This window comes from Streptomyces sp. NPDC058371 (assembly GCF_042723265.1).
GTDB lineage: Bacteria > Actinomycetota > Actinomycetes > Streptomycetales > Streptomycetaceae > Streptomyces.
Map to the genome: position 1 here is coordinate 95,301 of NZ_JBHXJC010000016.1, position 14,298 is coordinate 109,598.

At 71.1% G+C, this 14,298-nt stretch carries 13 protein-coding genes; 10 read left to right on the forward strand and 3 right to left on the reverse strand.

All coding sequences use genetic code 11. From position 1 onward, the window contains the following. The first annotated feature begins 112 nt into the window (after positions 1-112). From ACFWM2_RS33940 to ACFWM2_RS33975, 8 genes are all read left to right on the forward strand, one after another. Positions 113-550, forward strand: a complete 438-nt coding sequence (locus tag ACFWM2_RS33940) for an antibiotic biosynthesis monooxygenase family protein (protein ID WP_383287945.1) — start codon at positions 113-115, stop codon at positions 548-550. Next, on the forward strand, positions 525-1,586 hold the full coding sequence (locus ACFWM2_RS33945; RefSeq protein ID WP_383287947.1) for an amidohydrolase family protein: 1,062 nt from the start codon (positions 525-527) through the stop codon (positions 1,584-1,586). The genes ACFWM2_RS33940 and ACFWM2_RS33945 overlap by 26 nt, the downstream gene beginning before the upstream one ends. A gap of 342 nt (positions 1,587-1,928) precedes the next feature. Then, the gene (locus tag ACFWM2_RS33950) at positions 1,929-2,669 is read left to right on the forward strand and encodes a response regulator transcription factor (protein WP_383287949.1); all 741 of its coding nucleotides are present in this window, start codon (positions 1,929-1,931) and stop codon (positions 2,667-2,669) included. Then, positions 2,666-4,264 carry a sensor histidine kinase gene (locus ACFWM2_RS33955; RefSeq protein ID WP_383287951.1) on the forward strand — a complete coding sequence of 533 codons (1,599 nt, stop codon included), beginning with the start codon at positions 2,666-2,668 and terminating at the stop codon, positions 4,262-4,264. The genes ACFWM2_RS33950 and ACFWM2_RS33955 overlap by 4 nt, the downstream gene beginning before the upstream one ends. 26 nt (positions 4,265-4,290) lie before the next feature. Continuing rightward, positions 4,291-5,763: a glycosyltransferase gene (locus ACFWM2_RS33960; protein WP_383287953.1), complete on the forward strand. Its 1,473-nt coding sequence runs from the start codon at positions 4,291-4,293 to the stop codon at positions 5,761-5,763. Continuing rightward, positions 5,760-7,919 carry an ArnT family glycosyltransferase gene (locus ACFWM2_RS33965; RefSeq protein WP_383287955.1) on the forward strand — a complete coding sequence of 720 codons (2,160 nt, stop codon included), beginning with the start codon at positions 5,760-5,762 and terminating at the stop codon, positions 7,917-7,919. Before ACFWM2_RS33960 ends, ACFWM2_RS33965 begins: the two co-directional genes overlap by 4 nt. 306 nt (positions 7,920-8,225) lie before the next feature. Next, positions 8,226-9,731, forward strand: a complete 1,506-nt coding sequence (locus ACFWM2_RS33970; protein ID WP_383287957.1) for an MFS transporter — start codon at positions 8,226-8,228, stop codon at positions 9,729-9,731. A gap of 107 nt (positions 9,732-9,838) precedes the next feature. After that, positions 9,839-10,615, forward strand: a complete 777-nt coding sequence (locus tag ACFWM2_RS33975; protein WP_383287959.1) for a TetR/AcrR family transcriptional regulator — start codon at positions 9,839-9,841, stop codon at positions 10,613-10,615. A gap of 50 nt (positions 10,616-10,665) precedes the next feature. Here ACFWM2_RS33975 and ACFWM2_RS33980 read toward each other — a convergent pair whose 3' ends face one another. Together ACFWM2_RS33980 and ACFWM2_RS33985 are read right to left on the reverse strand one after the other, a co-directional pair. Further along, positions 10,666-11,136, reverse strand: a complete 471-nt coding sequence (locus ACFWM2_RS33980) for a PPOX class F420-dependent oxidoreductase (RefSeq protein WP_383287961.1) — start codon at positions 11,134-11,136, stop codon at positions 10,666-10,668. Positions 11,137-11,187: 51 nt separating this feature from the next. Beyond that, the gene (locus ACFWM2_RS33985; protein WP_383287962.1) at positions 11,188-11,538 is read right to left on the reverse strand and encodes an STAS domain-containing protein; all 351 of its coding nucleotides are present in this window, start codon (positions 11,536-11,538) and stop codon (positions 11,188-11,190) included. Positions 11,539-11,776: 238 nt separating this feature from the next. Here ACFWM2_RS33985 and ACFWM2_RS33990 point away from each other — a divergent pair, with 238 nt between their 5' ends. Together ACFWM2_RS33990 and ACFWM2_RS33995 are read left to right on the forward strand one after the other, a co-directional pair. Further along, complete coding sequence (locus ACFWM2_RS33990; RefSeq protein ID WP_383287964.1) at positions 11,777-12,499, forward strand: ANTAR domain-containing protein; 723 nt, start codon at positions 11,777-11,779, stop codon at positions 12,497-12,499. A gap of 53 nt (positions 12,500-12,552) precedes the next feature. Further along, positions 12,553-13,317, forward strand: a complete 765-nt coding sequence (locus ACFWM2_RS33995; protein WP_383287966.1) for a GAF and ANTAR domain-containing protein — start codon at positions 12,553-12,555, stop codon at positions 13,315-13,317. A 59-nt stretch (positions 13,318-13,376) separates the two neighbouring features. Here the strand turns inward: ACFWM2_RS33995 and ACFWM2_RS34000 are convergent, their stop codons facing one another. Continuing rightward, positions 13,377-14,198: a YceI family protein gene (locus tag ACFWM2_RS34000; RefSeq protein ID WP_383287968.1), complete on the reverse strand. Its 822-nt coding sequence runs from the start codon at positions 14,196-14,198 to the stop codon at positions 13,377-13,379. Positions 14,199-14,298 lie beyond the last annotated feature (100 nt).

Genomic DNA, 14,298 nt, shown 5'->3' on the forward strand with positions numbered 1-14,298 from the left:
CGGTCGTGGGCAGGGCGGTCGGGGTTCTCCGTGGGTCAAGACTTCGATCCCTTTTGGATCCCCTTCGGAAAGGCGCTGGACGTCGGCAGGGGGCCGCACCGAGAGTTGCGTCATGAGCGATCATCCTGTGGCGCCTGACGCCGTCGTCCCCGTCGCCGCCCACGAACCCCCTTATTACGCCGTGGTCTTCACCTCCGTACCGACCGAGGAGTCCGACGGGTACGGGGAAACCTCCGAGCGGATGGAGGAGCTGGTGCGGGGCGTCCCGGGGTTCCTCGGCATGGATCATGCGCGGACGCCCGGCGGGTTGTCCATCACCGTCGGGTACTTCAAGGACGAGGCCGCTCTTCAGGAGTGGCGGAGCGATGTCGAGCACCGGGCGGCGCAGCGGCGGGGGCGCACCGAGTGGTACGAGCGGTACACCCTGCACGTTGCCAAGGTCGAGCGCAGTCATGGGTACGAGCGCAGTCATGGGGACAAGCGCAGCCACGGAGACGAGCGCAGCCACGAGTACGAGCGCAGTCATGGGTACGCACGTGGCCGGGTCTGACGGCGACGGCGTCGACGACGCCCGCATCGAGAACCAAGCGGATGCCCGCATCGAGGACAAGGTGGATGCCCGCATCGAGGACCAGCCGGACGCCCGTCCCGGCGCTCAAGCGCCCGCGCACACCGGCGCCCGCGCGAACAACCGTCCCGGCACCCCCACCGACCCCCTCCCCGTGCGGCAGTTCTGGTCCCGGCTCGGGCTTCCCGGGCTCGTCGACGTGCACACGCACTTCATGCCCGAGCAGGTGCTGCGCAAGGTCTGGGACTACTTCGACGCGCTCGGCCCGCTGACCGGCGGGCTCGAGTGGCCGATCACCTACCGCGCGGACGAGGAGGAACGGCTCGCGGTCATCAGGGAGTTCGGCGTCCGCGCCTTCACCGCGATGCTCTATCCGCACAAGCCCGGCATGGCGCAGTGGCTCAACGGCTGGGCCGTGGACTTCGCCCGCCGCACCCCCGACTGTCTGCACACCGCGACCCTCTTTCCCGAGCCGGGAGCCGAGGCGTATGTGCGGGAGGCCGTCGAGGCGGGGGCCCGTGTCTTCAAGGCGCACGTGCAGGTGGGGGCGTACGACCCGGCGGACGAACTGCTCGACCCCGTATGGGGGTTGCTCGCCGAGGCGGGGATCCCGGTCGTGATGCACTGCGGGTCGGGACCCGCGCCGGGCAAGCACACCGGGCCGGGTCCGGTGGCGAACGTACTGGCCCGGCATCCGCGGCTGCGGCTTGTCGTCGCGCATCTCGGCATGCCCGAGTACGAGGACTTCCTCGGCCTCGCGGAGCGGTACGGCGAGGTGCGGCTCGACACCACCATGGCGTTCACCGACTTCAACGAACGCCTCGCGCCGTTCCCGCGCGAGGCGCTGCACAGGCTCGCCGACCTGGGTGACCGGGTGCTGCTCGGGACGGACTTTCCGAACATCCCGCACTCGTACGGCCACCAGCTCGACGTCCTGGAGGACCTCGGCCTGGGCGACGACTGGCTGCGGGCAGTCTGCTACACCAATGCCGTACGCCTGTTCGAAATCGACGGCTGAGTCGAGGAACGGAACGGGAGGCTGGGCCAGGGAACGGAACGGGAGGCTGGGCCAGGGAGCCGAACGGGAGGCTCAGTCAGGGAGCGGGAGGCGCGGACGGAGAACGGAACGGGAGGCTCAGCCGAGGGCAGGGAAGCCGGACGCTCAGCCGACGTACAGCTCCCTCCTTGGTTTCCGCCCGCGCACAGGCTCCTCCAGGGTGTCCGAAAAGCCCCGGAACCCTTGTGGCGTGGGGGTTCTGCCGGCTTCCCAGCTGTTCCCTGAGAGGCACCTGTGCATTTCTCAGGGAAATCACAGGTTCCCGAAAGGGTGCTCTCAGCGTCGCGCAGCAATCTGTGCGCTATGACCACGACCTCGCCCCAGGGGCGCACCGAACTGCTGAGGCCGGACGGGAGCCCCGTCCGAGTGCTGGTGGTGGACGACGAGCTGTCGATCACCGAGCTGCTGTCCATGGCACTTCGCTACGAAGGCTGGCAGATCCGCAGCGCGGGCGACGGACAGGGGGCGGTGCAGACCGCTCGCGAGTTCCGGCCCGACGCCGTGGTGCTGGACATGATGCTGCCCGACATGGACGGTCTCGCCGTCCTGGGGCGGCTGCGGCGCGAGCTGCCCGACGTGCCCGTCCTCTTCCTCACGGCCAAGGACGCCGTCGAGGATCGGATCGCGGGTCTGACCGCCGGTGGCGACGACTACGTCACCAAGCCCTTCAGCCTCGAAGAGGTCGTCGCCCGGTTGCGCGGACTGATCCGCCGCTCCGGTGCGGCCGACCGGCGCAGCGACTCCGTGCTCGTCGTCGGGGACCTCACCCTCGACGAGGACAGCCACGAGGTGTCGCGGGCCGGTGAGGGCATCCACCTCACCGCCACCGAGTTCGAGCTGCTGCGCTTCCTGATGCGCAACCCGCGCCGGGTGCTGAGCAAGGCGCAGATCCTGGACCGCGTGTGGTCGTACGACTTCGGCGGCCAGGCCAACGTCGTCGAGCTCTACATCTCGTATCTGCGCCGGAAGATCGACGCGGGCCGTGAGCCGATGATCCACACCCGGCGTGGGGCCGGCTATCTGATCAAGCCCGCCGCGTCATGACCGGGCGACGACGGCCGCGGAAGCAGAGGCGAGGACGAAAGCCGCGCACGCTGCGGACCCGGCTCGTCGTCTCCGCGGTCACGCTCATCGCCGTGGTCTGCGCCGTGATCGGCACGGTGACGACCATAGCGCTGCAGCAGCACCTGTATACGCAGCTGGACGGCCAGCTGACCGAGTCCGCCGCGCGGGCGTCCGGGGCCGGGCCGGTGAAGCCGGGGAACGGCAACGCGTCCAACCTTCCGGGTGTCGGGAAACTCGGCGGCTCCGCCGACCGGGTCCAGCCTCTCGACTTCCTCACCCGGGGCCCGACCCAGGTGAACACCATCGGGGCCGTCGTGGAGAACGGCGGGATCGCCAAGGCCGGCCTTGCCAAGGAGCAGCCCACCTCCACCAACACCACCGAGATGACCGCTCAGGACCTCACCAAGGCACAGATCGCGGCGCTCGGCTCGGTGTCGAAGGACGGCAAGAAGCACAGCGTGGACATCCCCGGACTCGGTGAGTACCGCGTCGTGTACCAGCACGGCGCCCGGGGCGACTTCTACGTCGGCCTGCCCACCCAGGCCGTCACGAACACCATCAGCACCCTGATCATCGTCGAGGTCAGCGTCACCGGCGCGGGTCTCGTCGCCGCCGGCATCGCGGGCTCCGTGCTCGTCAGTGTCGCCCTGCGCCCGCTGCGCCGGGTCGCCTCCACCGCGACCCGGGTCTCCGAACTCCCGCTGCACACCGGCGAAGTGACCCTCTACGAACGGGTCCCCGACGCCGAGGCCGATCCGCGCACGGAGGTCGGCCAGGTCGGCGCCGCGCTGAACCGCATGCTCGACCACATCCACGGCGCCCTGCACGCGCGGCAGCAGAGCGAGATGCGCGTACGGCAGTTCGTCGCCGACGCGAGTCACGAGCTGCGTACACCGCTCGCCTCCATCCGCGGTTACGCCGAGCTGACCAGACGTGGCAGAGAGGAGACCGGGCCCGACACCCGGCACGCGCTCGGCCGGATCGAATCCGAAGCCGGCCGCATGACCCTCCTCGTGGAGGACCTGCTCCTGCTCGCCCGGCTCGACGCCGGACGGCCGCTCCAGTACGAGAACACCGACCTCGTCCCCCTCGTCATCGACGCCGTCAGCGACGCGCGGGCGGCCGACCGCGAGCACAGCTGGCGGCTCGAACTGCCGGACGAACCCGCCCTGGTGTCGGCGGACGCCGCCCGCCTCCAGCAGGTTCTGGTCAACCTGTTCGCAAACGCACGGACGCACACCCCACCTGGTACGACCGTCACCGCGCGGGTGCACCGGCACGGGCCGTGGCTGTGCGTGGACGTCCAGGACGACGGGCCCGGCATCCCCCAGGAGCTGCTGCCCCGGGTCTTCGAACGCTTCGCCCGCGGCGACTCCTCGCGGTCCCGCGCCTCCGGTTCGACCGGTCTGGGCCTTGCCATCGTGCAGGCCGTTGCGGCCGCCCACGGGGGTGCCGTGACCGTCGACAGCCTCCCCGGCCGGACGGTGTTCACCGTGCATCTGCCCGCGCTGGCCGTCGAAACAAATTCGCAAACGTACTCACAGGCACAGCACAGTGCCACCACATGGGCGTAACAGGGCAGTTGACGAATGTCATTGCCATGCGAACCGACCCTTCTCCCGGCACCCTGCCGGCGCGGGAACACCTCCCTGCCGGAAATGCCGGTACGCCTGTCCTGGACGTAGTGATCCCCGTCTACAACGAGGAGAAGGACCTCCAGCCGTGTGTGATGCGCCTGCACGATCACCTCGCGCGGACCTTCCCGTACGCCTTCCGCATCACGATCGCGGACAACGCCTCCACGGACACCACCCCGCTGGTGGCCGCCCGGCTGGACGCGGAGATCCCGGAGGTCCGGTCCTTCCGGCTGGAGCAGAAGGGCCGCGGCCGGGCGCTGCGGACCGTCTGGTCCGCCTCGGACGCACCGATCCTCGCGTACATGGACGTCGACCTGTCCACCGACCTCAACGCACTGCTGCCGCTGGTGGCGCCGCTGATCTCGGGCCACTCGGATCTGGCGATCGGCTCCCGGCTGTCCCGCTCGTCGCGGGTGGTGCGCGGCGCCAAGCGGGAGTTCATCAGCCGCACCTACAACCTGATCCTGCGCGGTTCGCTGCAGGCCCGTTTCTCCGACGCGCAGTGCGGCTTCAAGGCGATCCGGCGTGATGTCGCCCAGGCGCTGCTGCCGCTGGTCGAGGACACCGGCTGGTTCTTCGACACCGAGATGCTGGTGGTGGCGGAGCGGGCCGGGCTGCGCATCCACGAGGTCCCCGTCGACTGGGTAGACGACCCGGACTCGACGGTGCACATCGTGAAGACCGCGACGGACGACCTCAAGGGCGTGTGGCGGGTGGGCCGGGCCCTCGCCACCGGTTCGCTGCCCCTCGACCGGCTCGCCCGGCCCTTCGGGGACGACCCGCGCGACCGCGAGCTGACCGACGTACCGCGTGGGCTCGCCCGCCAGCTGGTCGGCTTCTGTGTGGTGGGCGTCCTGTCCACGCTGTTCTACCTGCTGCTCTACTCGGGCTTCCGCATCGTGTCGGGGCCGCAGATCGCCAACGCGCTCGCCCTGCTCGTCTCGGCGGTGGCCAACACCTCGGCCAACCGGCGGCTGACCTTCGGTGTCCGCGGCCGTGACCGCGCGGTCCGCCATCAGGCACAGGGCCTGGTCGTGTTCGGCATCGGACTCGCGCTCACCAGCGGCTCGCTCGCCGCCCTGAACGCCGCGACGTCCAACCCCTCGCACTCCACGGAACTGGCGGTGCTCATCGCCGCCAACCTCGCGGCGACGGTGCTGCGGTTCCTGCTCTTCCGTGCCTGGGTCTTCCCGGACCGGACCGACGAGACGGCCTCCAAGGTCGTGGCGTCGCACAGCCCGGACTCGCCCGCGTACTCCAACGGGGCGCACCCGCTCGGCGCCGCGCCGGGGTCCCACCGGCCGACGGCGCAGCACGTTCCGTACGAGACCACAGACTTCCGCGTCGTCGATGCCGCGGACCGCCCCCGGGGCGACGCGACCGTGCAACTGCAGCCGGTGCGCCCGCACGATCACGATCCGAGGAACACCCGATGACCCTTGACTCCGACACGACCTACGAGGGGGGCGCAGGCCCCTCCGGGGGACCGCCCCCGACGGCGGCCCAGGAACCGGCCGTGCCCACCGCGGCCCCCCGCTCCGGTGAGCCGAAGCAGCCCTTCCTGCACCGTGCCTGGCGCGGCCGTCCCGAGGACCCGCGCTGGGCGCGCCCGGCCCTCCTCGGTCTGCTCGTCGCCACCGGTCTGCTCTACCTGTACAACCTGAGCGCCTCCGGATACGCCAACTCCTTCTACTCGGCGGCGGTCCAGGCCGGCAGCCAGAGCTGGAAGGCCATGTTCTTCGGCTCGCTCGACGCGAGCAACGCGATCACCGTCGACAAGCCCCCGGCCGCACTGTGGCCGATGGACCTGTCGGTGAAGATCTTCGGCGTCAACTCGTGGGCGATCCTCGTCCCCGAGGTGCTGATGGGCGTCGCCACGGTCGGCGTGCTCTACGCGGCCCTGCGGCGTCGCTTCAGCCCGGCGGCCGGTCTGATCGCGGGCGCGGTGCTGGCGCTCACCCCCGTCGCCGCGCTGATGTTCCGCTTCAACAACCCGGACGCGCTGCTCGCGCTGCTGATGACCGTCACGGTCTACTGCGTGATCCGCGCCCTGGAGGACGGCCGCACCAAGTGGCTGGTCTGGGCGGGTGTCGCGGTCGGCTTCGCCTTCCTGACGAAGACCCTGCAGGCCTTCCTGATCCTGCCGCCGCTGGCGATCCTGTACGCGGTGTGCGCGCCGGTGAAGCTGAAGAAGCGCTTCGGTCAACTCGCCCTCGCCACCGGCGCGATGGTCGTCGCGGGCGGCTGGTGGGTGGCCATCGTCGAACTGTGGCCCGCCTCCTCCCGCCCGTACATCGGCGGCTCGCAGAACAACTCCTTCCTGGAGCTGACCTTCGGCTACAACGGCCTCGGCCGGATCAACGGCGACGAGGCCGGCAGCGTCGGCGGAGGCGGCGGGGCCGGCGGCACCGGGCGGTGGGGTGCCACCGGCTGGGACCGCATGTTCAACGACGAGGTCGGCAGCCAGGTCTCGTGGCTGCTGCCGGCCGCGCTGGTCCTGCTGGTCGCGGCCCTCTGGCTGACCCGCAAGGCCAAGCGGACCGACCTGACCCGCAGTTCGTTCCTCGCCTGGGGCGGCTCGCTGCTGATCACTGTGCTGGTCTTCAGCTACATGGCCGGCATCTTCCACCAGTACTACACGATCGCGCTGGCCCCCTACATTGCGGCGCTGGTCGGCATGGGCGCCACGGCGCTGTGGGCGGAGCGGTCGAAGATCTGGGCCGCCCTGGCCCTGGCGGCCACCGCGGCCGCGACGGCGGCCTGGGGCTATGTGCTCCTCAACCGCACTCCCGACTACCTGCCCTGGCTCAAGTGGCTGGTGCTCATCGGTGGTCTGGCCGGCGCGCTCGGCCTGATCTTCGTGGCCAGGCTGGGCCGGCAACTCGCCATCGCGGCGGCCGGGTTGAGCTTTGTGGCGGCGATCGCCGGTCCGACCGCGTTCACGCTCAGCACGGTGGCCACCGGGCACACCGGTTCCATCGTGACGGCCGGTCCCGCCGGTGCGAGCCGGATGGGCGGTATGGGCGGCGGCGGTGGCGGTGGCGGTGCGCGCGGTGGCGGCGGCTTCCCCGGCGGCGGCCAGAACCGGCAGGGCGGCACGGGTCAGCCGCCGGCCGGCGGGTTCCCGGGCGGCGGTCAGAACCCGCAGGGCAACGCCCAGGGTGCGCCGCAGGGCGGTATGGGCGGCCGGATGGGCGGCGAAGGCGGGATGGCCGGCGGCGGTGCCGCGGGCCTGCTCAAGGGCGCAACCGTCAGCTCCGAAGCCAAGCAGCTGCTGGAGAAGAACGCGGGTGACTACACCTGGGCGGCCGCCGCTATCGGCGCCCAGAACTCCGCGAGCTACCAACTGGCCACCGGGGACCCGGTGATGGCGATCGGCGGCTTCAACGGCACCGACCCGTCGCCGACGCTCGCCCAGTTCAAGCAGTACGTGGAGGACGGAAAGATCCACTACTTCATCTCGGGCGGCGGTATGGGCGGTGGCGGCACCTCCGGCACCTCCGGCCAGATCACCACGTGGGTGGAGGCCAACTACAAGAAGGTGACGGTCGGTACCGCGACCTTCTACGACCTGACGCAGCCGACGAGCTGACGCGGGACTCACCGAAGAGCGGTGGCCCGGAGCAATCTCGCTCCGGGCCACCGCTCTTCGCGTGCCGCGCCGCGGGGTTGCCGCTCCTCGCGCGCTCGCCGCAAGGGGCACCAACCCGCTTCGGCCGACCCGCCGGGCCACCGCTCGCTTCGGCCGACCCGCCGGGCCACCGCTCGCTTCGGCCGACCCGCCGGGACGCCGCCCGCTCCTGTCCGTTCCGTGCGCGCGAATTCACCTTGTACGGCGTATGGCAAGTGTTCTACGGTGTACATCAACCACTTCCCGTACACCGTAGAAGGGCTCCGTATGCCGGCACCGACAGCCGCCGAGACGGCCGCGACCCCGCAGGGGCACCCGCAGCGCTGGCTGATCCTCGGCGTCATCTGCCTCGCGCAGCTCACCGTGCTGCTCGACAACACCGTTCTGAACGTCGCGATCCCCTCCCTCACCCGGGAGCTGGACGCGGCCACCTCCGACATCCAGTGGATGATCAACGCGTATTCGCTGGTGCAGTCGGGGCTGCTGCTCACCGCGGGCAGCGCAGCCGACCGCTACGGCCGCAAGAAGATGCTGATCGCCGGCCTCGCACTGTTCGGCGTCGGCTCCCTGGCGGCCGGACTCGCCGACTCCACCGGCCAGTTGATCGCCGCCCGGGCCGGGATGGGCATCGGCGGCGCACTGCTGCTCACCACCACCCTCGCCGTCGCGATGCAGATCTTCGCGCCCCAGGAGCAGCCGAAGGCCATCGGCATCTGGAGCGCCGTCAACGCGCTCGGCTTCGCGATCGGCCCGCTGATCGGCGGCTTCATGCTGGGCCACTTCTGGTGGGGCGCGATCTTCCTGATCAATCTGCCGGTGGCGGCACTGGGCCTCGCCGCGGTCGTCGCCCTCGTACCGGAGTCGAAGAATCCGCGGGGGGACCGCCCGGACCTCCTCGGCGCGCTGCTGTCCACCATCGGCATGGCCTCGCTCGTGTACGCGATCATCTCGGGTCCCGAGCACGGCTGGACGTCCGTCCGGGTGCTCACCCCGGCGACGGTGGCCGTGCTGGTGCTGGCCCTCTTCGCGTACTGGGAGAGCCGGATCCCGTATCCCATGCTCGACCTGCACTTCTTCCGTGACCGCCGCTTCACCGGAGCCGTCGCGGGAGCCGTCCTGATCACCTTCGGCATGGGCGGCGCGCTCTTCCTGCTCACCCAGCACCTCCAGTTCGTCCTGGGATACGGACCGCTGGAGGCCGGACTGCGCACGGCACCCCTCGCCCTCTCGGTCGTCGCGCTGAACTTCACCGGTCTGTCGGCCAGGTGGACGGCGAAACTCGGGACGCCGGTCTCCATCGCCCTCGGCATGGTGCTGATGTCGGGCGGCCTGGTGTCCATCGCGACGCTCGCCGCGCAGGGCTACACCGGCACCCTCCTCGGGCTGCTGCTGATCGGTGCGGGCTGCGCGGTCGCCAACCCCGCCATGGCGCACGCCATCATGAGCGCGATCCCGCCGGCCAAGGCGGGCGTGGGCGCGGGCATCAACGGCACGCTCGCCGAGTTCGGCAACGGCCTGGGCGTGGCGGTGCTGGGCGCCGTCCTCAACTCCCGCTTCGCCGCGCTGATCCCGATGGCGGCGGCCTCGTTGCCGGCGGCGCTCGCGTCGGCGGACTCGGCGCGGGAGCGGGAGCGGATCACCGACGCGTTCTCGTCGGGGCTGGAGACGAGTCAGCTCGTGGGCGCGCTGGCGGTGCTTCTGGGCGGACTGCTGGCGGCGGAGTTGCTACGGCGGGCCGAGAGGGCAGACTCCGCGGTGACGGCATCCGCGTAACGCCCGCATAGCATCAAGGTGGGCGGACCGGAGAATTCCGGCCCGCCCACCGCCAGGTACCCGAACCACGTCAAGTACCGCAGTCCGAGTTGCGAGAGAGGTGCGCCATGGTGAGGGCAGCCGACCGGGCCCAGGGTCCGGCGCGGGTCAGCGTCTGGTTGGAGGGCAAGGCTCCGCGGCGCGGTACGGCGCGCAGTGGCGGCCAGCCGTCAGGGCTCGACCGGGACCGCATCACCGAGGTCACCGTGCGGCTGCTCGACGCGGAGGGGCTGGCCAAGTTCTCCATGCGCCGGCTCGCCGCCGAGCTGAACGTCACCGCGATGTCCGTCTACTGGTACGTCGACACCAAGGACGACCTCCTCGAACTCGCCCTGGACGCGGTCTTCGGCGAACTCTCCCTGCCCGAAGCGGAGTCCGGCGAGGACTGGCGCGACCAGCTGCGCGCCGTCGCCACCGGTTACCGGGCCCTGCTGGTCCGCCACCCCTGGGTGTCACCGCTCAGCGGCAGCTTCCTGAACATCGGACCGCACTCCATGGCCCTCTCGCTCTGTGTGCAGCAGGTGATCCGCAACACCGGCCTGCCCCCGCACGGCCAGATGGGCGCGCTCTCGGCGGTCTTCCAGTTCGTGTACGGCTTCGGCACGATCGAGGGCCACTTCATCCAGCGGTGCGCCTCGGCCGGCATGAGCCAGGACGACTACTTCCGCCAGGCCATGAGCACGATCAGCGAGCAGCCCCAGTTCGCCGTCCACGTCGAGAGCGCCGCGGACCTGATGGAGGCCCGCGGCGGCGACACGGTCGAGGAAATGCGGGAACGCGACTTCACCTTCGCCCTGGACACGCTGATCGCAGGAATCGAGACGATGGTCCAACGCGGCAGCTGATGCCAGATGCGGCCCGCACCCCCCAGCCGTCAGACGGGGCCCGCCCCGGACTAGCCCTCAGACGCGGCCCGTGCCGGAAAGCCCCCCGTGGCCACGGGCCCCCACCGCTCGGGGGTGACCCGGATGATCGACTTGCCCTGCTTGACCATCGCCGCCCGGTACTCGTCCCAGTCCGGATGCTCACCCGCGATGTTGCGGTAGTACTCGACGAGCGCCTCGACGGAGTCGGGCGAGTCGATGACCTCGGCGGTGCCGTCGACCTGGACCCAGGGCCCGTCCCACTCGTCGCTCAGCACGAGCAGACTGACCCGCTCGTCCCGCTTGGCGTTCCGCGTCTTGGCGCGCTCCGGATACGTGGAGACGACGATGCGCCCCGAGTCGTCGACCCCGCAGGTCAGCGGTGAGCCCTGCGGCCCGCCGTCGGCCCGGCGGGTCAGCAGGATGGCGCGGTGCCGGGGCCGTACGAAGTCCAGCAACTCGTCCAGGGACACGGAGGTGTTCGTCGCGATGTTGGGTGCCATGACGCAAGCCTAGAGGGCGTCGCCGACCCGGGGCTGATCCCCACGCCACCCCTAGGACGACACGGCCTCCGCCAGGTCGTCGTACACGGCGACATCCCGCCGCAGTCCGGTCAGGTTCAGGACGCGGCCGGCCATGCCCTCCGGGTCCACCGCCACGCGCAGCTCCGTGCGGGGCGGGTGGTGCACACGGTGCCGCACCTGGTCGAGGAGGCGGACGCCCTGGGAGTCCATGAACCGGGTCCCGGTGAGGTCCAGGACGAGCACCCGCAGCCGGCCCGTCCGAGCGTGCACGAGGTCCATCGTCTCGGCGTACAGCAGGTCGGCGTTGGAGATGTCGATTTCCGCGGGCAGCGTGAGGAGAGTGCAGTTCGGCAGGTCACGTGGGTTCGGGGAGAAGGTCATGGCAACTCACCTGGCAGACGTGTGTCCGGATCCGATGAGGCCGCTTCCTGACCTGTCCGGCCATTCCATCACGGGCGCGCCCGAGTTCGGAAGCTCGTCCGCCGGGCCGCAACCTCACCCCATCGGAGCAGCTAAAGTGCTGTTCGTCCTGTGCTCGCAGTCGGGAATGTGCTGCGGAGCTCTCCTGCGCATGGCCATGGGTCTGTCGTCACGCCGACGACGGGGTCCGGGGCCATGCATGCCGAAGAGGTTCGTGGTGGCTTCGTCCGATTTTCCTGAAGTACCCCATTTCCCCATGGGTTTTGAGCTGGCCGAGGCTCTGACGGTGGCCGCTCAGCAGCTGCACGAGACGTCGACGGCCAACGGCGCCCTGCGGGCGGCGGCACGGCTGGCCGTGCACGTCCTGCCCGGTGCCGAGCACGCCGGTATCTCCGTCATCGAGAAGACCCACCGCCAGACCCTCGCCTGGACCGACGAGGTCGTACGGTCCGCCGACGCCCTGAACGCGGGCCGGGAACACCACCTGTACTGGAGCCGGCTGTGGACCGCGCCGGTCGCCCGGATCGACGACAGCGCGGCCTACGACAGCGGTGAACTCTCCTTCTCCGGCCTGGGCCTGCGCTCGGTGCTCTCGCTCCGGCTGCGCGCGGACCGCCGCCGGCTCACCGTGCTCACCGCTTACGCGCGCAAGCCGCGGGCCTTCGACGAGTCGGCCACCCGGGTCGGCCGGCTGTTCACCGCGCACGTCAGCATCGCGCTGGAGTCGGTGACCGCGCGCGAACAGCTCACCGAGGCCATGCGCACCCGGGACCTGATCGGGCAGGCGACGGGCATCCTCATGGAACGCCTGGGCATCGATGCCGGCGCGGCCTTCGACAGCCTGGTGCGCACCTCTCAGCGGGAGAACGTCAAACTGCGCGACCTGGCCCGCCGGCTCGTGGACACCATGCGCCACGAGTGAGCGGACACCCTGCACGACGAGTGAGCGGGCGTCGGCGGGATACCCGGATCTCCATGAGACCTCCAGCGGATCCGCTCGAGTCACCCCGGGCCGTCGCCCCCGACACCCGTACGGCAGCCGCCCCGCTGCACCAGGCGCTGGCCGGGAGCGGCGGCCTCGACACGCTGCTGCGGGACCTCACCGAGCGGGCGGTGCTCGCGGTGGAGGGGGCGGCGGCCTGCAGCATCACCGTGCGGCGCGACGGACGGCTGCTGACGCTGGCGGGCACCGACGGTCTGCCCAGCGGACTCGACCAGCGGCAGTACGAGAACGGCGACGGGCCCTGTGTCCGGGCGGCGGCGCTGGAGTCCGAGCAGCACGCCCCCGACCTGTCCGAGGAGACCCGCTGGCCCTCGTACACCGCGTACGCGCTCTCGCAGGGCATCCGTTCGGTGCTGGCCGTCCCGCTCACGGTCGACGGGGAGACGGATGCCGCGCTCAATCTCTACGCCGTGACCGAGGACGCCTTCCACGACCGGCGCGACACCGCCCGGGCGTTCGCGGCGCGTGCCTCGGAGGCGATCAACGCGGCGCTGCGGATCGAGCGCGAACGGGCGTCGGCGGGGGACGTCCGCACCGCGCTCCTCTCGCGCAGCGTGATCGACCAGGCGATCGGCATCCTGATGGCCAAGGAGCGCTGCGACGCGCGGGCGGCACTCGACAGGCTGCGCCGCGCCTCGCAGGACTCCAACGTCAAGCTCCGGGACCTGTGCGGCGATCTGGTGGCCCGGGTGACGGGCGCGACCGCGGCCCGCGACGGCAGGACGCCCAGGCCCTAGCGGCCGGTCCGCGTGGTCGGGCGGACGGGCGGCCAGGGCCCCGGCGACCGGTCCGCGGGTCAGACGGACGGCAGCGACTCCCCCTGCACCGCCTGGATGTCCAGCTCCACGCGCAGGGTCGTGCCGATGGCCGAGATGCCCGCCTGGAGCACCTGGTTGTAGTTCATCGCGAAGTCCTCGCGCCGGAGTTCGGCGGTGGCGCGGAAGGCGGCACGCGTGCCGCCCCACGGGTCGGCGCCGGTGCCCAGGTAGGCGAGGTCCAGATCGACCGGCCGGACGACACCGTGCATGGTCAGTTCGCCGTGCACCGTCCAGCGGTCCGACCCGGCGAGGGTCAGGCCCGTCGAGTGATAGGTGATCTCCGGGTACGTCGCCACGTCCAGGAAGTCCGGCGACTTGAGGTGTCCGTCGCGCATCCCGTTGCCGGTGTCGATGGACGCCGCGGAGATCACCGCCTCCACCCGGGACTTGGCCACCTCGTCCGGTGCGATCTCGATCCGTCCGGCGAACTCGGTGAACCGGCCGTGCACGCTGGAGATCCCCAGGTGCTGGGCGACCGCGCTCACGGAGGAGTGCACCGGGTCGATGGTCCAGGGACCCGGCGGCGGCAGCTCGGTGCCGCCCTGCCGGGTGAGGACCACGTTGCCGACCTCGGCCCGCCCGCTCGCCGTGACGATCGCGCTGGACGCCGCGGGCGCGTACCCGACCGCGGTGACGATCACGGTGTAGGCGCCGGGCGCCAGCGCGGTCGTGTCGCGCACGGCCCCCTCGCTGTCGGCCTCGGCCCGCAGCACCTGCGTGCCCGTCATGTCGGTCACCGTGACGACCGCGTGCGACACGGCCCAGCCGTCCCGCGTACGGATCCGTGCGGTCAGTCCCATCCCGTTTTCTCCTTGCAAGCCGGTTGCCGACTCCGCCGGGGCGGTGTCGGCGGAAAAAGAGCCGGCCCGTGGGGGCGCACCTCCGCTCGGAGCGCGTCCC